Source organism: Alicyclobacillus cycloheptanicus (assembly GCF_028751525.1).
GTDB classification, from domain to species: Bacteria; Bacillota; Bacilli; order Alicyclobacillales; family Alicyclobacillaceae; genus Alicyclobacillus_L; species Alicyclobacillus_L cycloheptanicus.
Genome location: NZ_CP067097.1, coordinates 1717449 through 1740635, shown reverse-complemented (window position 1 = coordinate 1740635; position 23187 = coordinate 1717449). Strand labels below are relative to the sequence as shown.

Below are 23187 nucleotides of genomic sequence, written 5' to 3'. Positions count from 1 at the left end.
TCAGTATATCACTACATATTGTGTTTTTCAATAAGATACAATGAACAAAAACGCTAGAATCAGCGCATTCGAGTCAGCAGCATTCGTTCTACTGCACCTGATATCCGAAGGTCATGATCCAAATGGATGCTGCGACGACCACAAAGGTGAAGAAAAAACCGAGCAGAATCATCCAGATGTGAGAGGTCGTGCCGCCCTCGGAAAGGTGCATGAAGAGCAGGAGCTGGACCAGCACTTGCAGCATGCCGAGGACCATCATCGTCGTCTGCAAGACCCCGCCGTGCAGCCCATGCCCAAAACCGCACCACAAGGTGGCACCCGTCAACAGCAGCGACAGGACGTAGCCGATGACCTGTTTCCACGGGAAGCTCGGTTCATGCACTGCGGACGCGGCATGGCGGTGCGCGGTGTTCGATTGGCTTGACATCATACCACCCCCATCATGTATACCACGGTGAAAATAAACACCCAGACAATGTCGAGAAAGTGCCAGTAGAGGCCGACCAGAAACAACTTTCTGGCCCGAACGGGATGGATGCCTCTGCGCCAAATTTGATAGAACACAGAACACATCCAGAGAATGCCCATCGACACGTGCGCTCCGTGAGTCCCGACGAGGGTGAAAAATCCCGACAGAAACGCGCTGCGCTGCGCCGTCGCGCCAATCGCTGCATCATGGATGAATTCACTGATTTCCAGACCGACAAACGCGATCCCCAACAAAATGGTGGCCCCCAGCCAACTGAGTGCGGCTTTGCGCTTGCCTTTGCGAAGCGCGAAGGTCGCCAGGCCGCAGGTGAAACTGCTCGTCAACAGAATGAACGTCTCTGCGACAAATCCGTTGACATCGAAGATTGCACTGCCCGTCGGACCGCCGTCGGTGTGTGTCCGCAAAATCACAAACGTAGCGAACAAGCAGGCGAAGATCAGCAAATCGGTTGCAAGAAAGAACCAGAAGCCCAGAATACTGACGTCTCCACCGTGGCTGTATTCTGGAGCAGGCTCATGCACAGCCCCGCCCTGCTTCGGGGTTAACACCGCTTTAGACATGGAGGCCATGGGTCACACCCTCTCGAAGATGGATTTCGGTGCGCTTGATTTCGTCAACCGGTACGTAGTAATCCACGTTCTCTTGCAGCGATCTCGCCAGCAAGCACAGCAAGATGCCGACCCCGCCCACGATGGACATCCCGTACCAATGAAACACCGTGCCAAACCCGCCGACAAAGAAGGACAGCCCGACCAAAAACGGAATGGAAGAGTTGCGCGGCATATGAATGGGCTGCAAACTCGCTTCTGCAGGGAATGCTGCCCGCTGCGCGGCTTCTCCCGATTGTTTCCGCCGCCACCACTCGTCACGGGCTTGAACGGTCGGAATGACGGCGAAGTTATACAGGGGCGGCGGCGAAGGAATCGACCACTCCAGCGTACGGCCGTCCCAAGGGTCCCCCGTCACGTCCCGCTTCCCTTTGAGGATGCTGTATACGATTTGCGCGCCGATGAAGAGAAATGCGACACCCATCAAGTACGCCCCGCAGGTCGACACGAGGTTCAGGGTGTTCCACCCCATGTTCGCCGGGTAGGTGTACATCCGCCGGGTCATCCCCATAAATCCAAGCGCAAATTGCGGACCAAAGCAGCCATAGAACCCAATCTGCCACAGCCAAAACGCCCACCTTCCCAGCCGTTCGTCGAGGCTGAAGCCGAACAATTTGGGCCACCAGTAGTACATCCCCGCGACGTAGCCGAAGACAACGCCGCCAATCAACGCCATGTGAAAGTGCGCAACGAGGAACTGGCTGTTGTGGAACTGATAGTCCGCAGGAGCGGCAGCCAGCATAATGCCCGTCGCGCCCGCGATGGCAAACGCCGGAATGAACGCCAGCGTCCACAACATCGGCAGCTTGAATTGGATTCTCCCGCGGAACATCGTAAACAGCCAATTGAACATCTTCACACCGGTCGGGATGCCCACGCACATGGTCGAAATCGCGAAGAACGTATTGACACTGGCGCCCGCACCCATGGTGAAGAAGTGGTGAGCCCAGGTCAGATAACCGATGACGGTGATGGCGAGCAGCGAAAAGACCATCGATTTATACCCGAACACCGTCTTCCTGGAAAACGTGCTGACCACTTCCGAGTAAACCCCAAAGGCCGGCAGCACAACGATGTACACTTCCGGGTGGCCCCATACCCAAAACAGGTTGACAAACTGCATGGGGTTGCCGCCATGCAGGATGGTGAAGAAGTCCGTCCCCATCGTCCGGTCGAGCAGCAGCAGCGCCAGCGCGACCGTTAAGGCCGGAAACGCAAACAGGATGATGATACTGGACGACAGGACCGACCAACAGAACAGCGGCAGTTTCATCAGCGTCATGCCGGGTGCACGCATCTTCAGGATGGTCGCCATAAAATTGATGCCTGTTGCCGTGCTGCCGAGGCCAGAAATGAGGATGCCGAGGATGTAGTAGTTTTCCCCTGGCCCCGGGCTGAACCCGAGTTCCGTCAGCGGTGGATAGCTGGTCCAGCCGCCGTCCGGAGAGCCCCCAATCACAAACGACAAGTTGAACAACAAGCAGCCAAAGAAGAACAACCAGAAACTGATGGCGTTCAAGTAGGGAAACGCCACGTCGCGCGCGCCAATCTGCAGCGGCACCGCCGCGTTGAACAGCGCGAACATCATCGGCATCGCCATGAACAAAATCATGATGGTTCCGTGCGTGGTAAAGATTTGGTCATAGTGCTCAGCGGTCAAAAAGGAATTGTTCGGCACCGCCAGCTGCGTACGCAGCAGTTCTGCGTCCGCCCCGCCGCGGAACAGCATCAAAATGGCTGCAATCAGGTACATGATGGCGATGCGTTTGTGGTCCACCGTGGTCAGCCACTCGCGCCACAACCATTTCCACTTTTTTAAGTACGTGAGCGTCACAATGATGCCAAGGCTCACAAGCACGATGAGAACGTCCGATGCATAAATCAACGGATCTCCCGTGACGAAAAAGTGAGATAGAAACGCGTTCAAGCCGCTCACTCCCTTCTAGTTTGCCATCCCTGGCATGTCCTGCATGTTCATTTGCGTGTAGTACTTTCCGCCGTCCGTCGTCACGATTTTGTTGAACAAGCCGGATGGAAAGGCTGCATACGACTGTTCGCCGACGTTGCTTGGCTTTTTCAATCGGGCATACCCAGCATCGGTCAGTTTGGCGGTGCCGCTTTGCACCTTTGTGACCCACTGGTCAAAATCCGCTTTTGGCCGAGAAAGGATGTCAAACTGCATCTTTGCGAAACCGGCACCCGTAAAGTTCGCCCCGTGACCGTAATAGTCACCGTCCTTGTCAGCCTGCAGCCACAGCTTCATCGCCATCCCCGGCATCGTATACACTTGCCCGCCCAACGCGGGGACCCAGAACGAATTCATGGGCGCATCCGACGTCAGGACAAACTGCACCGGAACGCCCGTTGGAATCTCCGCGTAATTCACGGTCGCAATGTGCTGCCCTGGATACAAGAACAGCCATTTCCAGTCCAGCGAAACCACATCGATGGTCAGGGGCTGAACATTCTTCTCCGGCGGCTTGGTCAGCGCGTAGATGTCCTTTGCGGTAAATACCCCAATCACAGCGATGAGCACAATGGGGATGCCCCACCAAATCACCTCCAATGTCCTGTTCTCCGCCCAATTGGGCGCAAAGCGGGCTTTGTTCCCCGGTTTGTCCCGGTAACGAACCAGAATCCAGGCAAAAAGGACAAGTGCGGGTACAATCACAACCGCCATCAACCCTGCGGAGAGCAGGATGAGGTGCAATTCTCTTGTACCTACCGGCCCGGAGGGGTCGAGCACCATGAATTGCCTGCCGCAGCCAGACAGCAAGGTGGTTCCCGCCAGTGTCGGAATGGCAAGCCTTGCGTACCGTAGGAAACGTCCTTTTCCCACCATGGTCGCTCCTTTCTGATTTGGATTTGCATTGACAGCGTACTCAAGGATGGGAGCCTTCAACAGGTGAAATGATGCTATTTGTCGCGTAGTACGATGGGACTAGAAAGGTAGTCCTTTTGATGCGTCCATGGACGGCAAAAAGCCCGCAATCATCCATCGATTGCGGGCTTTTGTGTGCCTCTCTTGAGCCTCTATTGGATGCAGACCAGCTGAAATCGAACTTTCCTCAAAACATGCCTCGACTCCCAATGACAATGGCCAAGAACCACACCGGCACGTACGTGAGGGAACCAAAGAACATCCGTCTCGCCCAGACCATCGAATGGTCCGGCTCCATCAAGCAGCGAATCGCCAGTGTCGTAAACCCAATCCCGAGGATGAGGGATAAGGTCGTGTACACAAGCGTCACACCGTGGAAGAAACAAGGGACGAGCGTACTGGCGAACAACAAGAGCGTGTACACAAGCATCTGTATCTTCGTATGGCGGAACCCTTTCACGACGGGCAGCATCGGTATGTTGGCACGCACATAGTCTTCGTTTTTATACAGTGCCAAGGCCCAAAAGTGAGGCGGCGTCCACAAAAAGATCACCGCGAACATGAGCCAGGCCAGCCAGGACAAGTGCCCTGTCACTGCGGCCCAGCCGACAAGCGGCGGAAATGCGCCGGCCCCGCCGCCAATCACGATGTTTTGCGGCGTGCGCCGCTTCAGCCACATCGTATAGACGACCACGTAGTAGGCACAACCGGCCAAGGACAGCAAAGCGGTGAGCCCGTTGACGGTCACCGCCAAAAACACAGTCGACAAGGCTGCAAGTGCGATGCCGAAGAGGAACGCGGCCCGTGCGGATACCACCCCGGAAGGAAGCGGACGCGCCGAGGTTCGCTCCATCACCCCGTCAATATCTCGGTCATACCACATATTGAGAGCCGCGCCAGCCCCTGCAGAACCCGCCAGCCCCAGCAGGGTTTTGACCGTCAGCAGAATGGACGGCACATGATGTCCTGCGACCATCATGGCCGAGTAGGCCGTGACAATCAACATCACCATGATTTTCGGCTTGGTGAGCGCAACGTAAGCGCCGATGACATGGGCCAACGCCGACCCTTTCGTACCATTGCCGCCATTCAACAGGGAAATCTCGTTTCTGACGACAGACATGTGAACCCACCACCCTCTCCCCGTTAGAGTCCCCGCACAGCAGCCGCCCTGTTCCTTCAGATGGCGGCTTCGTCAGTGAAGCCCGTCGCTTCGGCGTGCTGAAACTGACACTAACCATACGTCTTCCGCGTCAACGGCTGCAGACCCGATTGTTCTATTTCATGGATAGTTCATAAGGACTATGACATATCCACGAATCATTCGAAGGAACTATTCCCTTTCCGATCGGTTGCATATATGATGGGTCATCGGTGGGACGATAGAGCGCACGCGCTTTGCATTCGGATGCTCAAGAGTCCAGGTGGACATTTCATAAAGGGTGATATGGAATGAAATTTTATCGATTATCCTGGATCACGACGGTGATCATCGGGATCCAAATGGTATTGGCGGGCATCATTGTAGGAGAGGACGCTGGCTTTGTGTGCCCAAAGTGGCCCGTTTGCGGGCGGCCGGTTTCCATGAGCGGCTCTCTCATTTTCGAGTTGGTACACCGATTTACAGCCGGTCTCTTAGGCATACTGGTGGTGTGGCTGCTGATTTGGCTGTTCCTGAGGTACCGACACAATCGCGCCATGATATGGACAGGCGTGCTGGGACTGGTGTCCCTCATCATCCAAATCGTGTACGCAGGACTGATTGTCCTGTTTGTGCTTCCGGGTACGGCAACCACGGTGGACGTCCTGAACAGTGTCATCATGCTTTCGCTGTTCGTCCATTTATCGAACCTCGCCAAGCATGAGGACGAACGGGAGCACGGCGTGGTGGCACAGCCGGATTCGAGATTTGCCAAGTTGAAACCTGCGGCTTGGGTCCTGTACGCAAGCGGAATGGTGGCGGTCGCAGCTGGCGCTGTGTTTCGCCATACAGGTGCCAGTCAGGCCCTGTTTGGCGAAGACAGCTACATCCTGAGTCATGGACAGCACGTGCCGCCGTCCCACGCCACCTCGGAGACCCTGCTCATCATCCACATCGTGACCGCCGCACTGCTGATGCTTGCAGGCATATGGTTTGTGGAGCGGACGTTCGCGGCCAAACGCTTGACCAAGGCGGCCGGGTTGACCCTGATTTGTATTTTGATTCAGGGCGGGCTGGGAATTGCATCGCTGCAAACACGCCTGCAAACGGTCGTCGTGACGACACACTGGGCAGTCGCCGGTCTCATCATGGGTGTGATTGCCTTCGCGTTGTCCCGCATCTACATCGGTCTGTCGGGGGCCAAGGCGCCCGCGAAGTGATCCAAGTGTACGAGCCCCAGACGCGGATACGTTCTGGAGCTCGTACACCTTGGCCCATCAAGAGGAAGTTCCCATCATAACAGCGTTCGGGTTCGTGATACATCTAACCGCGAGATGTATGTGAGCCAGAATAGTGTCATGAGAAACACAACGGATGAAGAAACCATCAAGAGCGCCTGAAAAGTCCACATTCAATTCAACGAAATACAACGTATCGTTCATCCGAACCGCCGCCCCGGCCCACTCTACAGATGAAATATCCATTGAAAAGTCCGTCCCCGTCGTTCCGGGGGCGGACTGCCTTCTTCCTACTCCGTCGTCAACCATTTGTGACCACACGTTACACGAGAAGAATGATGTCATCTATTGAAACGGATGGGTTCTCACGCGGCAGCGTGAGCGGAAATGTCGGCGTGTCATGTTGCAATGCCGAACGGATCCGCTTCCCGTCGTGAAACCCTCCTCTGTATCCAAACCGCAAAATTTGATACCACAACCCTTCCATGAAGTCTCCCATCATGCGTTCTTCATCGAGGAGAAATGGATGATACCGGACATTCAAGCGACCTTCGTAGTCGATGGACGGGCCGTTCACAACTTTGAGATCACGGTCGTATCCAAGCATTTGCGCCAGACACGGACTCATCAAGGCAGCTGGCGGTACCTCGTTCAACGCCTTTCTGTCCATCGCATAAGGAGGCAGCAGCATGGTCGACGTCATGAGTTCAGGACGTAAGGCTGCGACGTTCATGAAGTAGGCGCCGATATGAACCATCGACATCCCTTCCAGCTTGCCAAAACGTCTGGATTGATTGTTCAAGACGAAATTGGCCTGCTGTTGTTGCAGGGGTGCAACCATTTGGTCCAGTTCATAGGCGTCAATGGGCAGCATGGTGTCATGAAAGACGACGTAGTCCGTTTGTGCGAAGGACGCCCCAATCGCGAACGCGACTTCATGCCCAACGTAATGCGGCAAGCTGACGCAGGTCCAGCCAAGGTCCCGAAACATGTGTACCGTCCGGGCATCGGCGCCGTGTAACACCGGGATCACGTTCACAGGCATGTCTACCAACGCCCCAAGCAAATGCGACAGCGAAGTGGAGCGGTGGGATACCGACAGCACCACCGTGACGTTGGAGTTCCCGTTTTTTCCGATGTCCCCGAGGCTTTCCCGCTGAACCTCATAGAAGGCTTTGCGATTGCGCATCCCCTGGCCATACCCGCCGCGGGGGCCCTTTCGCGTCAGAAAGTACCAAAACGCTTCGATGGTGTCTCCATGAATTCGGGTGTATGCGGTCGGCAATATCTGACCTGGCAGCGTTTTATGGGCTGTTCTAGGCTTATTTTTGCCAAGCACGTTGTATTCAGTCGGTACCGTCACCGTCAATCCCTCGTCAATCACCATTGCGGTCGCGAGTAACGGATTTGACAGCACTTCCTTGCCGATTTGCATCAACGCTCGGTGGCTGAAGGCATGAGGAATGGTCAAGCAATTCTCGAGGCCGAGGTCTCTGCGCCGCAAAAAGAGATTGAGAAAGTACCTCGCCACAGAAGGTGTATCCGGCGTTGGATACCGCGCGCACCACTCAATGGCGTTGATGCTGTGATCGGCTCCGGCTTCGATATCTTCAACGAACGGTCTGAGGTCTTTGGCCGGAATGACGATGTCGGAATCGGTGAACAGATAAATGTCCGCTTCCGTATGCAGCGCGCCCAGCGCTCTGGGGATGTCGTTGCCGAGCGCCTGTTCATATTCCAGTACGGTGACGCCCATTTCGCGTGCGATGTCTCCCGTCCGGTCCACCGACCCGTTGTTGACAACAATGATTTCATCTGGATTCAACTTTTTTAATTCAAGAATCACAGGGCCAATGGTGTCCGCCTCTGACATGGCCGGAACAATGGCAACCAGGTGTTTTCGTCTGGACATTTGACAACCTCCTCATCAAATAAGGTCAGCAGAGAGAATTGAAGCCGTCCGTTTCGTTATTTGATGAGCGAATGCATCCAGCCCCGCCAGCCGCCAGATTCGTCCACGCAATGCCTTCAAAGAGCGGTGACGTTCGGATTCGTGACCCCTTTGTACACATGCCTCGTGTCCAAAATCGAGGCAGCATGTTCTAAAACGAGATCGTAATCCACGCTGGAATGGTCGGTCAGAATGACGACCACGTCTGCGTTCTTGACGGACGCCTCCGTCAGCGGTACAGACTGCAGCGGACGCCCCAGAACCGTGATGTGATCGATGAACGGGTCGTGGTAGGTCACTGTCACGCCTCGTTCCAGCAGATGTTCCATCACGGGGATGGCAGGCGACTCGCGCATGTCGTTGACATCGCGTTTATAGGTGAGTCCAATCAGCAATGCCTTCCCCTGCGGGTTGGGCAAGAGGCCTTGAATTCGGTCTGAAATGTATGGAGGCATGGACTTGTTGACCTCTTCTGCGACCGCGATGAACGACAGCGACTCACCGCGTGTCCTTGCGAACCACTGGAGGTACAGGGGGTCAATCGGGATGCAGTGCCCGCCGATGCCCGGGCCCGGGTGATACGGTGTGAATCCATAGGGCTTCGTGGCGGCGGCCTCAATCGCCTCCCATAAACTGATGCCCCACTTTTCACAGGCAACGACGAGTTCGTTCATCATCGAAATGTTGATAAAGCGCTGGGTATTCTCCAGCAGTTTGGTCAATTCCGCAACGCGCGTGGACGACACGGGCACCACCGTTTGAAAGACCTGTTGGTAGATCCCGATGGCGTGTCGCAGCGAATTCTCATCATCGGCACCAACGACTTTCGGAATCTTCGAGAGCGGAATGGTCTCTCCAGGGTTAATTCGTTCCGGCGAATAGGCAACGTAGAAATCTTTCCCCGCCTTCCATGCGGATTGTTCAAGAATCGGTACCACGTAATCCGCTGTTGTACCCGGGAAGGTGGATGACTCGAGCACGATGACCTGACCTGGCTGCAAATGCTGTGAAATTTCACGGGCAGCTCCCAACACAAACGACAAGTCCGGTTCATCGGCCTCGTTCAGCGGCGTGGGGACACAAATGAGAATGGCGTCCGCACGCTCCATCCCATCAAACTTCGTCGAGCAGGAAAATCGGTTCGAAGCGGCCAGCTCTGCCGCCAGAGCGGCGGGCACATCGACCAAGTAGCTGACCCCGCGCTGCAGCAGGTCGATTTTACGCGCGTCGACATCAACACCGGTGACGGAACACCCCGACCGCCAGAACTCGATGGCGAGCGGCAGGCCGACAAATCCGAGTCCAACGATGCAGATGTGAGGTCGGGATAGATCGGTCGTGCTGGATGGTTCCTGATTCATTCGTATCGATCGCTCCTTTCGTACACCCTGCATCATATGGACGAAGCCTCACCTCGCACCGTGTTCCTGCCTACTCTACGGATTTTTAGGTGATGACCACGTTTGCAAAGTCAACCGTGCTCTTTTCAGACGGCGGCTCCAAGGGGTAGGCTGGCGAAGCATCCGCCAGGACCGTTCGAACCCTGTCAGCATCATGAAACCCACCGCGATAGCCGAAGCGTTCGGTCCAGTACCAAAGCCCCTCCATCAAGTCGCCGATGATGCGGTCTTCCTCAAGCAGCACGGCCTTCAGGCGGACATTGAGCCTTCCGTCGTAGTCGATGGGACTCGCCGCCTTGATCCGCAGGCCGCAGTCAAACGCGCGCATCTGCGCCAAACCCGGGCTTAATAGACTTTCAACATGGAGTTTTTCCAGTGCGTCGCGCGTCAGCGCATACGGCGGCAGCAGCATCGTAGAGGCGGCCAATTCACGGTTCTGCCCGACAATGTTCAGGAAATAGGCTCCCAGGTGGACCGTCTGCATCCCTTCCAACTTCCGCACATACTGCGATTGGTTGTTCACGACGACGTCCGCCTGGTGATTGCGCAAGGGCGTGACAAACGCATCAATTTCGTAGGGATCGAGCGGAATCATGGCGTCGTGAAAGAATAGCAGCGGCGTCTTCGCCAACTGGGCGCCAATCGCAAAAGCAACTTCGTGGCCGACATATTGCGGGATGTCTACGAATGGAAGGTCGTGATCGGCCAAAACACGCTTGACACGACCTGACGCACCGTGCGCCACTGCGATGATTTCTATTGGATAGGTCTGAAGCCAGTCGAGAAACGCACCCAGGCCCGGCGTGTCTTGCGACACCGACAAAATCATGGTGACATCATGCGTCGGCGCACCGTCGGCACCCCATTGCCATGGGTTGAAGAAGTCGTCCTGGTGTTTGAAACGCTGACGATTCCGCCTCCCCTGACCGAAACCGCCGCGCGGCCCTCGCTGGTTCAAGTAGTACCGCAGCGCCTCGACCGTGTCGCCGTGAATGCGAAGGAACGAATGCCGCATCGGTTCTCCGGGCCGGGTCTCATGGGCAGGCCGGGTCCGGTTGCGGCCGAGGACATTGTAACTGTGCGCCGGATCGACCAGGAGCCCCTCTTCAATGACGCGCGCAGTCGCCAGGAGCGGATTTGCCAGCACATGCTTGCCGATTCTTTGCAGTGCGCGCGCGCTGAACGCATGTGGAATATTGAGTACGTTCTCCATTCCCAAATCGCGGCGCTGCAGAAATACATTGAGAAAATACCGGCATAGGGATGGCGGATCCGGCGAGGGAACTCGAGCGCACCAGTCCACGGCGTTCGTCGCTAAATCAATGTCGTCCTCAACCGCCTCCACGAACAAAGACAACTCGGCTGCCGGAATCACAATGTCCGCGTCGGTGAACAGATAAATGTCGGCCTCTGTATGCAATGCGCCCACGGCTCGAGGCACGTCGTTCCCTAGCGGCATGTCGTAATGAAGCACGCGTGCGCCACGGGCAAGCGCGATGTCCCCGGTCCGGTCAGTCGAGCCGTTCTCCACGACCACAATCTCCGCTGGACCAAGCTGTTTGACCTCATCAATGACCGAACCGATGGTTTCCTCCTCATTGCACGCAGGAACAATCACGACAAGTTTTCCACGTCGGGTTGATGGCTTCATCATTTTGTGTGTCCCCCCTTGTCCTACCTGCTGACAGACAAGCATCGTCTGTCCACATCACGGTATGACCGAAAAGGGGAAAATGGAAAGGTTCTTTGACTACAGCGGGAGAAGATTGGCATGAACCTGCGTGAGGGCTTTACGCGATGTGACAGACCTTCCAAATCACGGCCCGTTTTTGTATACTTATGACAAAACTGAACGGGTGATGGAGCTCACCTTTAACTGCCCGTGGTTGGGATAATGGCTCCTGCGAATGTCTACATTCGCAGGAGCCATTTTGCATTTTTGCCCGCCGAAGCCAACGTGAAATCATCACGAGGTTCTCTGAAGGTACCGACCGTGCGTGCAAAACGTCGTGTGGAAGGATGGCTGTGACATGTTTCAATTCTGGATGCGCCTGCGAATCGAAAATGGCGAGTGCATTCCACAAATGAGTTTTCTCGCAGATCCTTGCGGATTTGAGAGCCGGGATGCACTTTTCGAACATGTCCAAAAGAACGAGTTACTGCTGTCGGTCGAGGAACTGCAAGCGTGCCTGGCAGGGAACGTCTTCGAAGCAGACGAACGCCTCGTCGTTGTATTCTCGTTTGAGGAGGTACGACAACTTTTATGTGACTCCGCGACGGTGTTTCTCTGGGCAAATATCCCCGCAGCCGTACGGCAAACCTTTGCCACCCGTAACATCCTGCCCATCACGCGAAAGATGCCCCCAATGCAGCAAGCCCTGGTTCTCGTCCGTCACTTGAAGGCGTCTGCACACAAACGCGCGGAATGGCTCCAGCTTGTGGAAAGGTATTTGACATTGACGAAGATCGATGATCGAGGTTCGACGCTGAAATCCTTTATCATGACAGGTACACTGGAGGAACTGGAGACTTACGCGAAGGGTGACCAAGTCAAATACGTGGAGCATGCCCTGGTGCCGAAAGTCGTTGCGACAGGTTACCTCATGGCATCCTTCGCAGCCTATTTAGATCCCGAGCGCTGTCACTTTTGGCTCGAATTGATCCACCATCACTTCGATCAAGATTTTCGCTATCTTGAACAAATCCTCCACACAATGCCGATTCAGACATTCTTTCAAGGCAAAAAGAACAAACCGCAGGACCGAACGGATTTGGTGCAGTATGTGCAAGATTTGGAGGTCAAGATCGAACAGTTGCAACAAGCCCACCATCAAGAAATTGCGGAGCTCATCGGCATCATCGAATCATTGCATCAACGACAAGCGACCGATGTCAGAACAACCGCAGCGCATCCAACGAATCATCCACGACTCAGAGGTCGAAAAATCGCTGTCATTGGCGATGAAATTCGCCATCCGGTGTACCGCGCATTGCTGGAGCGCGAAGGGGCAGAGGCCATTCTTGTTCCCGGTTTTTCAAAGTTACATATGGGTGCAAATCAACTCCAGCACGCGGATGGTGTGATTTTCGTAACGGCGTACAGCAGTCACGCACTGTATTACGCGCTGAAAGCGAGACGAAGTTTGTCTTCGGCCGTCATGGTCAATCGCGGCGGAATGTTGGCGTTTCAGAACGCGATCCACGAACTGTCTGAAAGACTGCGTTAGTTCGGCCGCATACGATCGCATCAATGATTTCTGTTGTTCAAAATTACTGTTCACGTTTCGGGGTATGATGTAGCCGCTCACGCTGCTTGGCGGTGAATTTCTCACCGACATTGGCGTGAAAGTCGTAGCGCCAATCCGTCATCGTGGTGGTCGTCGTGCCGTCAATCATTTTAGGCGTGGCGGAGCAGCCGGTCATCCGGCCACCCCTCGTTGCCACTCCTGGTCCGCCAGCACTCGCTGGATGTTGGCATCTTCCACGACGTCACTGTCTTTGGCCGCTGCGTCGTACAGGGCCTGCAGGCAGATTTGGTTCACTACCCGTGGAATCCCTCGGCTTGCCCCATAAATCAAGTGCAAAGCACTGTCTGTAAACAGCGGCGCCTGCCTTCCGGTCAACCGAATCTGGTGGCGGACGTATTCAGTCGTCTCCTCTCTGGTCATCCCAGTCAAGTGGTAGACCATTTCAATCCGCTGTGAAATCGCCTCATACTTCTTCAATCGCAGTTTCCGCCGCAGTTCCTGCTGGCCAACCAAAATCAACGGGAACAGGGACATGGCGTCCATCCGCTGGTTACGGACAAACCTGAGCTCCTGCAACATCTCATCGGAAATGTCCTGCGCCTCATCAATCACCACAGCCCACCGTCTTTCGCCGGCAAGCCCTCCAGTCTGGACCCGTTCGTTCCAAAGCTTCCTCGCACGGCTCACAGAGAAGGGATTCGCCTCTCCGAGATGCGAGAGAAGTTCTCCGTAAAATTCCTTGGGGCGCAGGCCGGGTACGCAAATGTAGACGGGAAGCCATTTCATTTCGTCCAGTCCGCCAATGAGTCGGCGAATGAGCGTGGACTTTCCGCTGCCTACCTCGCCAGCCAGCAGCCCCAGTGCGTTTTGCTCAAGTACCCATTCCATCCGGGCCAGGGCCTCCCGGTGTGCGGCTGTCTCGTAGAGCTCGTGTCCTTCCACGTCCCGCCGGAACGGCAGCTTTTCAAATCCCCATTTCTCCTGCGGCGTCACTTGTGTTCACCACGCTTTGTATCTGAGAATCGCAGCGGGGACTCTTCAACTGCAGCCTGCTTGCGCCGGTTATCCGCTGCCTGGAAGAAGGACACGTGCTCCGTCGTTGGTTTGTCGCTCTTCACTGTCGAGGCAACCCTGCGATCATAGCGGCGAGTCAGGTCCACCGGCTTTGCGTCGGGCCATCGCTTGTCGTCGAACCAGACTTGAATCACCGAGAGATCAAATGGGTCATAACACAGTGTCACCTTCCGCCTGGCCAAGTCAGCATCCACCTCGTAGGTGTTGCCCATCAGGGAGACACATGCGGCCTTGTCTGCTGTACGCTCTTCCTCCCAAAGGAAAATCTCTGTCAGTTCCGCCTCTGAAACCCGCTTGGGAACCCGGTTGCTGCTTGCGGCTCTTTCTTTTGGCGGTATTCCTGTGCTGCCATGCTTGCGCAGGTGGTAATACCCATCCACCCAGGCCCAGAACGCCTCATTGAGCTCGCCGAGGGTCCGGATATGTCCCGCTTCCACTTGCTCATAGGCCTCTGGAATGAAGCTGGTGTCGAGGAAACGGAATATCCGTTCAATTTTCCCACGACCCGCTGGACGGTAGGCTTTACTGTGGGAAAGGTGAATCCCCAGTCTTCCGCAGATGCGCTGTAAATGCTGGGATGAGAACACCGCACCGTTGTCCACATAAAGTTGTTCTGGAATGCCGTATCGCAGAATCGCCTTTTTCAGGCTGTCCTCCAGGCGTGGCAACTGCTCATCCCAATAAAACTGCCCATGGACAATGAGCCTCGAATAATCATCGAGGATCGCAAACAGAATCGTCTTTTTCTTGCGCTCCGAGTTGCTTGGGTCAGGCAAGTACAGCGCATGCTTAAAATCCGCCTGCCACAAGACATGCACGTCTTCCGCCTCAAAACGCCGGTATCCCCGGTCACTGGAACGAAGCAACTCTTTACGGCTTGCTCCTAAACGACGCAAATGGCGGGCCAATGTGCTCTGTGCCACTGTGCCTGGCTCCACAACACCGCTTGCCTCCAGCAAGAGGATGATCTGCTCCACGCTGCGCTCGGGTCGCTCCCGCCGCAACGCCACCGCCTTTTGAATCACTTCGTCTGGTAACTGGTGGCGCCCTTTGTCGCTGCGGGTCTTCGGCATCAGGGCATCATATCCGCCTTTCCGGTACGCTTCCAGCCATCGTTCCAAGGTCCGCACGCTGAGCGTCGTTCTAGTGGTGCCGGGAATCACGTAGGATTGTTGTACCATCCGCTCAAAATAGATACGCAATTCCCCTGGAGACAGCGGCGTTTGTCTGCTCACAATGGGCGCAATCGTCCCGTATCGAAACGCCGCAATCTCCTTGGCCAACTTCTTTCGGTCCATGACGCCATCTCCTCCCCCGAGAATCGGTACAAGCCTATTCTCGGACGGGAGTGTCTGGCTGCTCCATAGACATAAATTGTGGGATTAGCTATACCATGCTGGCCGACTTTGACTGGCGGAGCCGGTACAGGCCGTGAAAGAGACCAATGTTCACTTTGCTTGGCGAAAGTTCCATCCAAATCTGCCGCCAGTATCGCAGGCGGTGGGTTGGCCGCTCCCGTCCCCGTGGCATACGGATGGTAGGGTGAAGTGAGATCACATGCTCCCAGAACTGGCTGTCAAGCTTGTCCATATACCCCTGCCAGCGCTTCATCCACCGCCACACCGTGCGAGCGCACAGCGGACCAATCGGGGCAGGAAGGGCCTTAGCTGCTTCCTCCAGGGACTGCTCGCCATCCGCATGCGTACAGACGAGTTCTTGAACATCCCAGACAAATCGCTCATAACGACCGACGAAGCTCGGCAATACACTGCATGTCCGCTTGCAATCCGGATTTGCACACCGGAACCGAAACACCCGAATGCGCCAAAACTTCTCCTCTGCCCACACGTTCCGGGCATAGCTGCCATGACCATGCAGGATCGGACACCCGCAATATCCGCATGACGGTGGACGCAATAAATCAGGGTCAGGATCCTCACAAAATCGCAAATAGGACTCGACGTTTGCGAAGGGAATCGAATATGATAGAGACATAATCCAATATAGGCACGGGAAAACCGTGACCTTGCAGAAGGAGAGACCGGGGCCGCCAAACCTTACAGGTCTCTCTTCTTTTACGCCTCCTGTCGATGATTGTCGGTATGATATGGATCGTCATACGACAATCAACGAGAAAACCCTCTGTCGTTCAAAGCAACAAAAAACCGCTCATCCTCCGCCAAGCAGCGTGAGCGGCTACAGTATGAATCAGAAGCTCCCGGATGATAAATCCCATGAGCACGATGAATGAACCCATTGCCGTTTTGATGACCCATGTCGATACTCCGTTGAACTGCAGCTTCCAACCGGGTGTTTGAAGTACCAACGAAGCTGCAGCCCAAGCCATCATCCCAGCACCCAGCACAAGAATCCATTGGTGCTTTTCGCACTGGCCTGAGAGGAAGACCGCGATGATAATAAACAACGGAATGGTCACCACCGAAAAGAAGGCGAGCCATAGGTAGTGGCCTCTCAATTCTGTACCGAGCCATATCATATTGTCTATATTTCCGACAACCGTATAAAAGAAAACTCTCCAAATGACACGGATTCGGGTCAAAGTCCTTCCCGGGAAGGATACACTTGCCACTGTACGAATCGACATCCAGATGAGTACGACAACAGCGAGTGCCCGGAACACCTCGTTGGTCAACAGGCGGCCCACCCCCATCGCACATCCGATTTGCGCGAAGGCAAGTGCAACGCCAACGACGACCATAATTTCATTTTTATGCTGACGTGACGCTTGAGGAAGCAACATTCCGGCGAGCAACGCGTTATCAATCGCAACGATGACGCTAATCAGGGCGAGCGAAACAAATGGGATTCCCAATTCGTCACCTCTCCAAATAAAATGGCTCCTACTGCAAAAATGACGCAGTAGGAGCCATCAGTCTGGGTGAACAGACGGTTATGGCGAGCTCCATCGCCAATTGCTGGTTCAGTTTACGCTACTGACACACAATATGAACAACCTGCCGGTTCTATGACTGTGGTTCCATACGGAGGAAGGATTCACTTCACGACCACATCCTTGAGGATTCGCGCTCATACACCTCTATTGCTTTTTCTCAGTCTTGCGGTTAAACTCCACATTGAAAAGTGAATTGGTGATGGAGCTCACCACGAACAGCCCTTTGGGGATAATGGCTCCTGCGACCGTGATGGTTCGCAGGAGCCTTTTGTATTCCGCGCGGGTCCTTACACTTGTGAACCTAGCCAAAGACCGAGGATGATGCCCATGCAAAACAACGCTTCTCCAGACACGGACACGGTGATTCACGCATACTTGGACAAAATTGCGAAATTTCCTTTGCTGAGTAGTGAAGAAGAAAGTGAATTGGGTATGCGGATTCAACAGGGCGACAAAACTGCATTGAAGGCCCTCGTGCAATCCAATCTTCGTCTCGTCGTGAGCATTGCCAAACGGTATCTAGGCCGCGGTCTCGATTTGGAAGATTTAATACAGGAAGGCAACACCGGGTTAATCACAGCGGCGAATAAATTTAATTATCAAAAAGGATACAAGTTCAGTACCTATGCAACCTGGTGGATACGGCAGGCAGTCACCCGAGCACTGGCCGATAAGTCGAAAACCATTCGACTACCGGTACATTCGTTTGAGACCTTAAACAGGATGAAAAGAGCTTATTATGAATTGTATGCAGAGCGAGAAAACGAACCAACGGTGGAAGACCTAGCCGAGGCCTTAGGAAAAACGCCGGAGACCATCATCGCGATCCAAAATATAGAGCACGCTCCCCTGTCGTTGGAGACGCCTGTGGGAGAGGATGAAAGCGTCCAATTAAAAGAATTGATGGCCGACCCGAACTCCGAAAACATGTTCGAAATCGTCCTGCGGCATGAGCAAAGACGCGGGCTGGAAGAACTGCTTGAACATCTTTCTGACCGCGAACAATACATCATTCGGATGCGCTTTGGATTCGATGGAGATAAACCGAAAACCTTAGAAGAAGTCGCGCAGTCGCTCGGCCTGACTCGTGAACGGATCCGACAAATTCAGCTGCATGCCATTGAAAAACTTCGATGTGCGGCGCAGCATTCCTCATTGGCGGACCGATAGCTGATTCACAATCCTTAGCATTTCATTGAAAATCGCACGGATTTCCGCAGGAAATCACGGACATGGAAGTGGCGAGAGCCCGCAGCGTTTCAGGCTTTGATTTATGGGCCAATGTATAGTAGAATCTCGGTAAGTTATGCAACCGAATTGGTGATGGAGCTCACCATAAACCGCCCTTTGGGATAATGGCTCCTGCGATTCCGTCTTGGATTCGCAGGAGCTTTATTGCTGTTTACGAGGAGGTCTGAATGATGAACTTACTGGCAATCGCGGTCGGTGGAATGATTGGCGGCGTGCTTCGGATGTTTTTAGAAACCTGCATCCCGACCCCTGGTTCATTTCCATTTGGAACACTTGTGATAAACTTATCTGGTTCGTTCGTGCTGGGACTCTTTTACCGTTTTGCGGACAACCACGGACTCCCCGCCTGGATTCGAAACGGATTCGGCGTAGGCCTCATCGGGGCTTTTACGACCTTCTCTACATTTTGCTTGGAATCGGTGCAGCTGTTGCACATACACCCTGTACTTATGCCGGTGTACACCCTGGTCAGCCTGCTTGGAGGGCCAGTGTTGGCCTTCATTGGAGACAAGATTGCATTCGGGATGACTCGGCCCACAAGCGAGACACGCGAGTCAATCGCCCAATGATCACAACGTCTCTCCTCGTCGCTGGCGGAGCGATGGTCGGTGCATTGTCCAGATACGGCATCGGTCGTTTCGTCACGCAGTGGACCCGAGGTGATTTTCCCTGGGGTACTTGGATGATAAATGTCAGCGGAACGTTACTTCTTGGGCTGTTCTTTCAGTTATTTCAAGCTCTTCACCACGCCCCAAATGCATGGTTATTTTTAGGGACCGGGTTTTGTGGAGCCTATACCACTTTTTCCACGATGTCCGTCGAAACCGTGCAACAATTTCGGTCCCGGCCCCTCAAAGCATGTGGGTATGTAGGCAGTTCATACGCTTGCGGTTTCATTCTGGCATGGATCACGCAATGGATTTGAGGTGAATGCGATGGGCAAAGGAACGTTGCTGCAAATCCACCTTCACGAAGGTGACAGAAAGGGTCTGCTGGGCAGACTGGTCTACGAAGATATCGTCCATGATCTTTGGAAATCGGGTGCCCCGGGCATCACGGTATTTCGCGGTGAAGAAGGCCTGGATGCTCACAGACATATTCAGAATATCCATTCCGAATATATGTCAGACAATCTCCCCGTGGATTTAGATGTGTATGGAACACAACGAGAAATCGAAGACATTATTGTACATCTTGACAAACAACTTCAAACAACCAACGGAGAAGCATTTTGCTTTGCCGAAGTGGTTGACGTGAAAGATGGAGACTGGAGGGATGAAGCAGTGCGTGAAGATGACGCGGCTCTGAGAATCTATATGAAAGAAAATGACGAATACAACGGACAACCCTTGTACCATGCACTGGTCGTCTCCCTCCGTGATATTGGGATTTCGTGGGTGACGGTCACGCGCGCTTTGGAGGGATTCGGAGCAGAACACGTGGTGCACAAGGCCAAATTGTTTCGTTTGTCCGAGCACGCCCCAGTGTCGGTTGAAGCGGTCCTATCGTCCTCTAAAATTCAGGAGGTCATTGACAAACTACAACCGCTCATCCAGTCGGCGTCTGGTCCAGCAATTTTGTTACAGGGCCGGATGGTTTCCAGGGACAAGTAACGCCTCCTGGGCCCATTGAGAAAATAAGGTTTGCCCGCGAAATGTCCGCCCATCGCCTCTACAGCGGCTCCTGCCCTGTCGAAGTCGACCAGCCAGGAGCCATGTGCTCTCTTACCCACTTCATGATTCGAAACAAATATCTGTGTCGAGCACCGATTGACATCCCATTGAACGCTCGACGCCTGTTCACTAACCCTCATGTCGAATCACACGTGCCCGCGCAAAATGGGCGGACAGCTTGGTTGGTCTGTCCATTCGTCACACACCCGACTTCCATATCGTTACAAGGACCTGGAAGTGGAGGCGACGAAAATGAGTTGGCTCAGCACGGTTCTTACGGCAATTCTGATTGGACTGGGTTCAAATCTTGACAACTGCGGTACGGGGATGGCCTACGGAAGCCATAACATGAAATTTCCGCATTGGGTGAACGGCATCATCAATGCGATTGGCTTTTGTACGGCGCTTCTCGGTGCCTACGCGGGCCATGTCGTCTCTCACTATATTTCAACTGTCGAGGCATCCTGGACGGCATGCATTGTGCTGAGCAGCATCGGTTTATTTTTCTGGTATTCACAATACATTCACCCCCGGATTTCTCCTCGCCGTGAAAATCTACGTTTGCTGCAACCCGGTTGGCGGCAGGGATTTATTTTAGGGCTTGGACTTTCATTTACAAATCTCACGGTCGGATTTGGTGCTACCGTTTCGAATCTTTCAACCACCTGGGTCATCGCGGCTAGCATTGGCTTCTGGGGATACATCATGCTGTGGGCAGGGAATGTTGTCGGCTACCGAGTTTTGGTGAAATCGCTGGGCAGGTATTCATCGTTTTTCGCAGGACTCATCCTCATTTTGGTTGGCATTCACCAAGTCACAGGATAATCGAAACGAACACAGCCTTGGTTTCTGCAGCGTGGACGGCTTTCATGCTGGGTGTGATTTGGCATTCGCCCTGATTCGCATGAGCGAAGGTCCGGCGCGGACCTTCGCTTCAGCAGAGGTCAATCAACAAAAACGTCGCACCCTGGACCGTTTGGATGTCTAAAGATGTGACTTCCGTGATGCGCGCCGCATCCCGTCTCTCCAGGTGCGTGTCCTGATTCAGGGTTAATGCTCCTTCCGTGACGAACAAAAAGACTCGCCGGTTTGGCGCTTGCGTAAACGTCAGCGTCCGACCAGCTTCCAGTTGCGACAGATACAGGGTCAGGTCCTGGTGGATGTACGCCACATGGTCGGCAGCCACACGGTTGGACACCACCGGCAACAAGGCGTTTTTCATGTTGGCTTCGTCGTATGTGACTTGCTCGTACGAAGGCTGCAGTCCGTACTCGTTCGGCTCAAACCACAGCTGGAGAAAGTTTACTTCTTCCGTAGGAGAGGGATTCATTTCCGAATGAACAATTCCAGTGCCCGCGCTCATGCGTTGAACGTCTCCACGTTTGATGATTTCCGTGATGCCCGTGTTGTCTCGGTGCTGTAATTGGCCTTTTAAGACGATTGACACGATTTCCATTTCCCGATGGGGATGCGGGCCAAATCCACGGGCCGGGGCTACCGTATCGTCGTTCAGCACCCGCATAGGGCCAAAGTTCACGTTGCTCGGATCATAATAATCCGCGAATGAAAAACTATGATATGTCTTGAGCCAACCGTGATCGTCCGCAAACCGAGACGCTGCTGGGTACACCTTGAGCATCGTGCGTTACCTCCTCGTTCTACAGGTGTTGCGCAGGTGTTCTGCTGCCGTGTTCAACAAATGATATCATTCATTTACACATCCATCGACCTGGGACAATCGTCTGTCAGTCGCATGCGATTTTTGAAATGATTTTCGATGGGAGATTCATAGCGACACAGGTATCCCCACCCTGCCGGGTGGGGATACAGTCGGTTCAGGCAACGACCTAGGAGAGAGACCGCCCCACTGACCTATCCAACTAGACAAACGAAAGCAATTCGACCCTCGTGCAGCAGCTCCTTACACAATCAAACGTAGGAAAGTTGCTTCATGTACTCCACCAAGGTGGATGCCCGGGGTGCAGCGTCAAATCCCTTCAGAAAGGACAAAATTTCATCTTGTTTCGATTTGCCCCATGCGCTGGTCAATCGATAGTACTTTTCTTCAACCTGCTTCCAATTCATCGGATTTTCGACACTGCCGGACGCATGGTCGATACGTACGATGCGCTCACTTCCGATCTTCAAGCGAATTTTCAGTTCAACTGCATCTCGAGCCATATCCTTCGAGTTAACAAATGTGATTTTGCTCATCAGTTCTCTAATGTCGGTTCGCGCCAAACATTCCTTGTTGAACTGTGCTGGTACCACGAATCCATCGCATATGGACAATGCCAGGAGGAATGTCGCGCTGAACTTGCCGTCCAGACCTTCAGTTGGGTTCTGAATCGCCGTTAATTCGTTGACGAGCGGATGAACTGCGCCCACGATCGCCTCAATCTCATTGGGGGCAATACCCAGGTTATGAATCTCAACGCCACCGTCAATTACTGGATGCGTGACAACGCCACACGGATAAGGCTTGAAACTGTTATTCATAAATTCCCAACGTCGGCCAAGGTCATCAAAGGCAGAGTAATCAATTCTATCCGTAGTAATCATTAGGCCGCGATTGCTCTCCAGGAAGTTCGCAGGCCCATCAGCACCCATTTGTGCCATTTCGGCAGCCAGCACAGAGTTGCTTGCAGCCAAACCTACTTGATACGGTTTGCCCATCGTTCCAAACGCAGACCGGAACCCACTTGTTCCCAACCCTGCTAAGGCTGCAGCGTTGACGGTTTGTTTCAAGTTAAAGCCCATTAATTTCGCGATCGCGAATGCGCCTCCAAATCCACCGAGGCTGGCGGTAATGTGCCATCCTGAGTCATAATGCTTTGGATTTACGGAAATTCCTATCCGGATAAATAGTTCACATGCAACGGAGAATGCCCCCAAAACATCCGATCCGCTGACAATTGCGTCTTCTCCGATCACGGATAACAGCGCTGCAAATACAGGTGCACTCGGATGTATCACGGTGCCTAAGTGTGTGTCGTCAAAATCCAGTACATGGGCATTGGCGCCGTTTATGAACGCGGCGTTCATCGGGCTGACACCCCGTTTCACTCCAAGGGCGACTGCATTTCCAGAGCCCAGAACCCATCCTTGTGTGTTGTCGCCACAGAAGATTCGTCCTTCTTCAGTCTCCTGACCGGCCCAGGTCACCGCTAGCCAATTCACCAGTGACTTTTTTGCATGTTCAATAACCTCTTGTGGAATTTCTTCCTTTTTCGTGGACAACGCCCACTTCGAAAGTTTTTCAAGTGTGAGGGTGTTTTGTTCCATATGCTTTCAGCAACCTTTCCAATGTAGTCAGCC

At 53.9% G+C, this 23187-nt stretch carries 22 protein-coding genes and 4 riboswitches; of the genes, 7 read left to right on the top strand and 15 right to left on the bottom strand.

Going from position 1 to position 23187, the window contains the following annotated elements; genetic code table 11:
- Nucleotides 1-88: 88 nt before the first annotated feature.
- From JI721_RS08080 to JI721_RS08060, 5 genes are all read right to left on the bottom strand, one after another.
- Nucleotides 89-427: a cytochrome C oxidase subunit IV family protein gene (locus tag JI721_RS08080; protein WP_274457510.1), complete on the bottom strand. Its 339-nt coding sequence runs from the start codon at nucleotides 425-427 to the stop codon at nucleotides 89-91.
- Nucleotides 427-1050 (bottom strand): cytochrome (ubi)quinol oxidase subunit III, encoded by a 624-nt coding sequence (locus tag JI721_RS08075; RefSeq protein ID WP_407654104.1) that lies wholly within the window; start codon nucleotides 1048-1050, stop codon nucleotides 427-429. The genes JI721_RS08080 and JI721_RS08075 overlap by 1 nt, the downstream gene beginning before the upstream one ends.
- Nucleotides 1043-3034 (bottom strand): cbb3-type cytochrome c oxidase subunit I, encoded by a 1992-nt coding sequence (locus tag JI721_RS08070; RefSeq protein WP_274457508.1) that lies wholly within the window; start codon nucleotides 3032-3034, stop codon nucleotides 1043-1045. Before JI721_RS08070 ends, JI721_RS08075 begins: the two co-directional genes overlap by 8 nt.
- 6 nt (nucleotides 3035-3040) lie before the next feature.
- Nucleotides 3041-3937: a cytochrome c oxidase subunit II gene (locus tag JI721_RS08065; protein ID WP_274457507.1), complete on the bottom strand. Its 897-nt coding sequence runs from the start codon at nucleotides 3935-3937 to the stop codon at nucleotides 3041-3043.
- Between the two features lie 229 nt (nucleotides 3938-4166).
- Nucleotides 4167-5102, bottom strand: coding sequence for a heme o synthase (locus JI721_RS08060; protein ID WP_274457505.1), 936 nt, complete (start codon nucleotides 5100-5102; stop codon nucleotides 4167-4169).
- A 329-nt stretch (nucleotides 5103-5431) separates the two neighbouring features.
- Between JI721_RS08060 and JI721_RS08055 the strand changes: the two genes are divergently transcribed.
- On the top strand, nucleotides 5432-6340 hold the full coding sequence (locus JI721_RS08055; RefSeq protein ID WP_274457504.1) for a COX15/CtaA family protein: 909 nt from the start codon (nucleotides 5432-5434) through the stop codon (nucleotides 6338-6340).
- A gap of 340 nt (nucleotides 6341-6680) precedes the next feature.
- Here the strand turns inward: JI721_RS08055 and JI721_RS08050 are convergent, their stop codons facing one another.
- The 3 genes from JI721_RS08050 to JI721_RS08040 form a co-directional block, all read right to left on the bottom strand.
- Nucleotides 6681-8270 (bottom strand): glycosyltransferase, encoded by a 1590-nt coding sequence (locus tag JI721_RS08050; RefSeq protein ID WP_274457503.1) that lies wholly within the window; start codon nucleotides 8268-8270, stop codon nucleotides 6681-6683.
- A 116-nt stretch (nucleotides 8271-8386) separates the two neighbouring features.
- Nucleotides 8387-9670, bottom strand: a complete 1284-nt coding sequence (locus JI721_RS08045) for a nucleotide sugar dehydrogenase (protein WP_274457502.1) — start codon at nucleotides 9668-9670, stop codon at nucleotides 8387-8389.
- An 85-nt stretch (nucleotides 9671-9755) separates the two neighbouring features.
- Nucleotides 9756-11360: a glycosyltransferase family 2 protein gene (locus tag JI721_RS08040; protein WP_274457501.1), complete on the bottom strand. Its 1605-nt coding sequence runs from the start codon at nucleotides 11358-11360 to the stop codon at nucleotides 9756-9758.
- Nucleotides 11361-11555: 195 nt separating this feature from the next.
- A riboswitch (Fluoride riboswitch) is annotated at nucleotides 11556-11620 on the top strand.
- A gap of 119 nt (nucleotides 11621-11739) precedes the next feature.
- Between JI721_RS08040 and JI721_RS08035 the strand changes: the two genes are divergently transcribed.
- The gene (locus tag JI721_RS08035) at nucleotides 11740-12936 is read left to right on the top strand and encodes a hypothetical protein (protein ID WP_274457500.1); all 1197 of its coding nucleotides are present in this window, start codon (nucleotides 11740-11742) and stop codon (nucleotides 12934-12936) included.
- A gap of 43 nt (nucleotides 12937-12979) precedes the next feature.
- Here JI721_RS08035 and JI721_RS08030 read toward each other — a convergent pair whose 3' ends face one another.
- The 5 genes from JI721_RS08030 to JI721_RS08010 form a co-directional block, all read right to left on the bottom strand.
- Nucleotides 12980-13132 carry a hypothetical protein gene (locus tag JI721_RS08030; RefSeq protein ID WP_274457499.1) on the bottom strand — a complete coding sequence of 51 codons (153 nt, stop codon included), beginning with the start codon at nucleotides 13130-13132 and terminating at the stop codon, nucleotides 12980-12982.
- Nucleotides 13129-13950: an ExeA family protein gene (locus JI721_RS08025; RefSeq protein ID WP_006446170.1), complete on the bottom strand. Its 822-nt coding sequence runs from the start codon at nucleotides 13948-13950 to the stop codon at nucleotides 13129-13131. The genes JI721_RS08030 and JI721_RS08025 overlap by 4 nt, the downstream gene beginning before the upstream one ends.
- A complete protein-coding gene (locus JI721_RS08020) occupies nucleotides 13947-15329 on the bottom strand; it encodes a DDE-type integrase/transposase/recombinase (protein ID WP_006446171.1) in 1383 nt (460 codons plus the stop codon). Before JI721_RS08020 ends, JI721_RS08025 begins: the two co-directional genes overlap by 4 nt.
- Nucleotides 15330-15417: 88 nt before the next feature.
- On the bottom strand, nucleotides 15418-16026 hold the full coding sequence (locus tag JI721_RS17390; protein WP_474367333.1) for a DUF6431 domain-containing protein: 609 nt from the start codon (nucleotides 16024-16026) through the stop codon (nucleotides 15418-15420).
- A 154-nt stretch (nucleotides 16027-16180) separates the two neighbouring features.
- Nucleotides 16181-16864 (bottom strand): hypothetical protein, encoded by a 684-nt coding sequence (locus JI721_RS08010; RefSeq protein WP_274457498.1) that lies wholly within the window; start codon nucleotides 16862-16864, stop codon nucleotides 16181-16183.
- Nucleotides 16865-16905: 41 nt separating this feature from the next.
- Nucleotides 16906-16971: riboswitch (Fluoride riboswitch) on the bottom strand.
- A gap of 160 nt (nucleotides 16972-17131) precedes the next feature.
- Nucleotides 17132-17194, top strand: a riboswitch (Fluoride riboswitch).
- 78 nt (nucleotides 17195-17272) lie between these two features.
- On the opposite strand from JI721_RS08010, the gene JI721_RS08005 reads away from it, so the two are divergent.
- The 5 genes from JI721_RS08005 (at nucleotide 17273) to JI721_RS07990 (ending at nucleotide 20694) form a co-directional block, all read left to right on the top strand.
- Nucleotides 17273-18115 (top strand): sigma-70 family RNA polymerase sigma factor, encoded by an 843-nt coding sequence (locus JI721_RS08005; RefSeq protein ID WP_274457497.1) that lies wholly within the window; start codon nucleotides 17273-17275, stop codon nucleotides 18113-18115.
- Between the two features lie 140 nt (nucleotides 18116-18255).
- Nucleotides 18256-18317: riboswitch (Fluoride riboswitch) on the top strand.
- 49 nt (nucleotides 18318-18366) lie between these two features.
- Entirely contained in the window at nucleotides 18367-18765 is a 399-nt protein-coding gene (locus tag JI721_RS08000) for a fluoride efflux transporter FluC (protein WP_274457496.1), read from the top strand.
- Complete coding sequence (locus JI721_RS17250) at nucleotides 18762-19121, top strand: fluoride efflux transporter FluC (protein WP_407654084.1); 360 nt, start codon at nucleotides 18762-18764, stop codon at nucleotides 19119-19121. Before JI721_RS08000 ends, JI721_RS17250 begins: the two co-directional genes overlap by 4 nt.
- A gap of 10 nt (nucleotides 19122-19131) precedes the next feature.
- Complete coding sequence (locus JI721_RS07995) at nucleotides 19132-19809, top strand: DUF190 domain-containing protein (RefSeq protein WP_274457495.1); 678 nt, start codon at nucleotides 19132-19134, stop codon at nucleotides 19807-19809.
- A 312-nt stretch (nucleotides 19810-20121) separates the two neighbouring features.
- On the top strand, nucleotides 20122-20694 hold the full coding sequence (locus JI721_RS07990) for a manganese efflux pump MntP (protein WP_274457494.1): 573 nt from the start codon (nucleotides 20122-20124) through the stop codon (nucleotides 20692-20694).
- Between the two features lie 109 nt (nucleotides 20695-20803).
- On the opposite strand, the gene JI721_RS07985 is transcribed toward JI721_RS07990, so the two are convergent.
- The gene (locus JI721_RS07985) at nucleotides 20804-21508 is read right to left on the bottom strand and encodes a pirin family protein (RefSeq protein WP_274457492.1); all 705 of its coding nucleotides are present in this window, start codon (nucleotides 21506-21508) and stop codon (nucleotides 20804-20806) included.
- A 290-nt stretch (nucleotides 21509-21798) separates the two neighbouring features.
- A complete protein-coding gene (locus JI721_RS07980) occupies nucleotides 21799-23154 on the bottom strand; it encodes an MmgE/PrpD family protein (protein ID WP_274457491.1) in 1356 nt (451 codons plus the stop codon).
- Nucleotides 23155-23187 lie beyond the last annotated feature (33 nt).

What these genes read in the sequence shown, in the direction of transcription:
- JI721_RS08030 (WP_274457499.1), bottom strand. Translation starts at nt 13,132, where the DNA reads ATGACCGGCTGCTCCGCCACGCCTAAAATGATTGACGGCACGACGACC.
- JI721_RS07990 (WP_274457494.1), top strand. Translation starts at nt 20,122, where the DNA reads ATGAGTTGGCTCAGCACGGTTCTTACGGCAATTCTGATTGGACTGGGT.
- JI721_RS08005 (WP_274457497.1), top strand. Translation starts at nt 17,273, where the DNA reads ATGCAAAACAACGCTTCTCCAGACACGGACACGGTGATTCACGCATAC.
- JI721_RS17390 (WP_474367333.1), bottom strand. Translation starts at nt 16,026, where the DNA reads ATGTCTCTATCATATTCGATTCCCTTCGCAAACGTCGAGTCCTATTTG.
- JI721_RS08075 (WP_407654104.1), bottom strand. Translation starts at nt 1,050, where the DNA reads ATGTCTAAAGCGGTGTTAACCCCGAAGCAGGGCGGGGCTGTGCATGAG.
- JI721_RS08040 (WP_274457501.1), bottom strand. Translation starts at nt 11,360, where the DNA reads ATGAAGCCATCAACCCGACGTGGAAAACTTGTCGTGATTGTTCCTGCG.
- JI721_RS08080 (WP_274457510.1), bottom strand. Translation starts at nt 427, where the DNA reads ATGTCAAGCCAATCGAACACCGCGCACCGCCATGCCGCGTCCGCAGTG.
- JI721_RS07980 (WP_274457491.1), bottom strand. Translation starts at nt 23,154, where the DNA reads ATGGAACAAAACACCCTCACACTTGAAAAACTTTCGAAGTGGGCGTTG.
- JI721_RS08050 (WP_274457503.1), bottom strand. Translation starts at nt 8,270, where the DNA reads ATGTCCAGACGAAAACACCTGGTTGCCATTGTTCCGGCCATGTCAGAG.
- JI721_RS07985 (WP_274457492.1), bottom strand. Translation starts at nt 21,508, where the DNA reads ATGCTCAAGGTGTACCCAGCAGCGTCTCGGTTTGCGGACGATCACGGT.
- JI721_RS08000 (WP_274457496.1), top strand. Translation starts at nt 18,367, where the DNA reads ATGAACTTACTGGCAATCGCGGTCGGTGGAATGATTGGCGGCGTGCTT.
- JI721_RS08020 (WP_006446171.1), bottom strand. Translation starts at nt 15,329, where the DNA reads ATGGACCGAAAGAAGTTGGCCAAGGAGATTGCGGCGTTTCGATACGGG.
- JI721_RS08045 (WP_274457502.1), bottom strand. Translation starts at nt 9,670, where the DNA reads ATGAATCAGGAACCATCCAGCACGACCGATCTATCCCGACCTCACATC.
- JI721_RS08035 (WP_274457500.1), top strand. Translation starts at nt 11,740, where the DNA reads ATGTTTCAATTCTGGATGCGCCTGCGAATCGAAAATGGCGAGTGCATT.
- JI721_RS17250 (WP_407654084.1), top strand. Translation starts at nt 18,762, where the DNA reads ATGATCACAACGTCTCTCCTCGTCGCTGGCGGAGCGATGGTCGGTGCA.
- JI721_RS08055 (WP_274457504.1), top strand. Translation starts at nt 5,432, where the DNA reads ATGAAATTTTATCGATTATCCTGGATCACGACGGTGATCATCGGGATC.
- JI721_RS07995 (WP_274457495.1), top strand. Translation starts at nt 19,132, where the DNA reads ATGGGCAAAGGAACGTTGCTGCAAATCCACCTTCACGAAGGTGACAGA.
- JI721_RS08060 (WP_274457505.1), bottom strand. Translation starts at nt 5,102, where the DNA reads ATGTCTGTCGTCAGAAACGAGATTTCCCTGTTGAATGGCGGCAATGGT.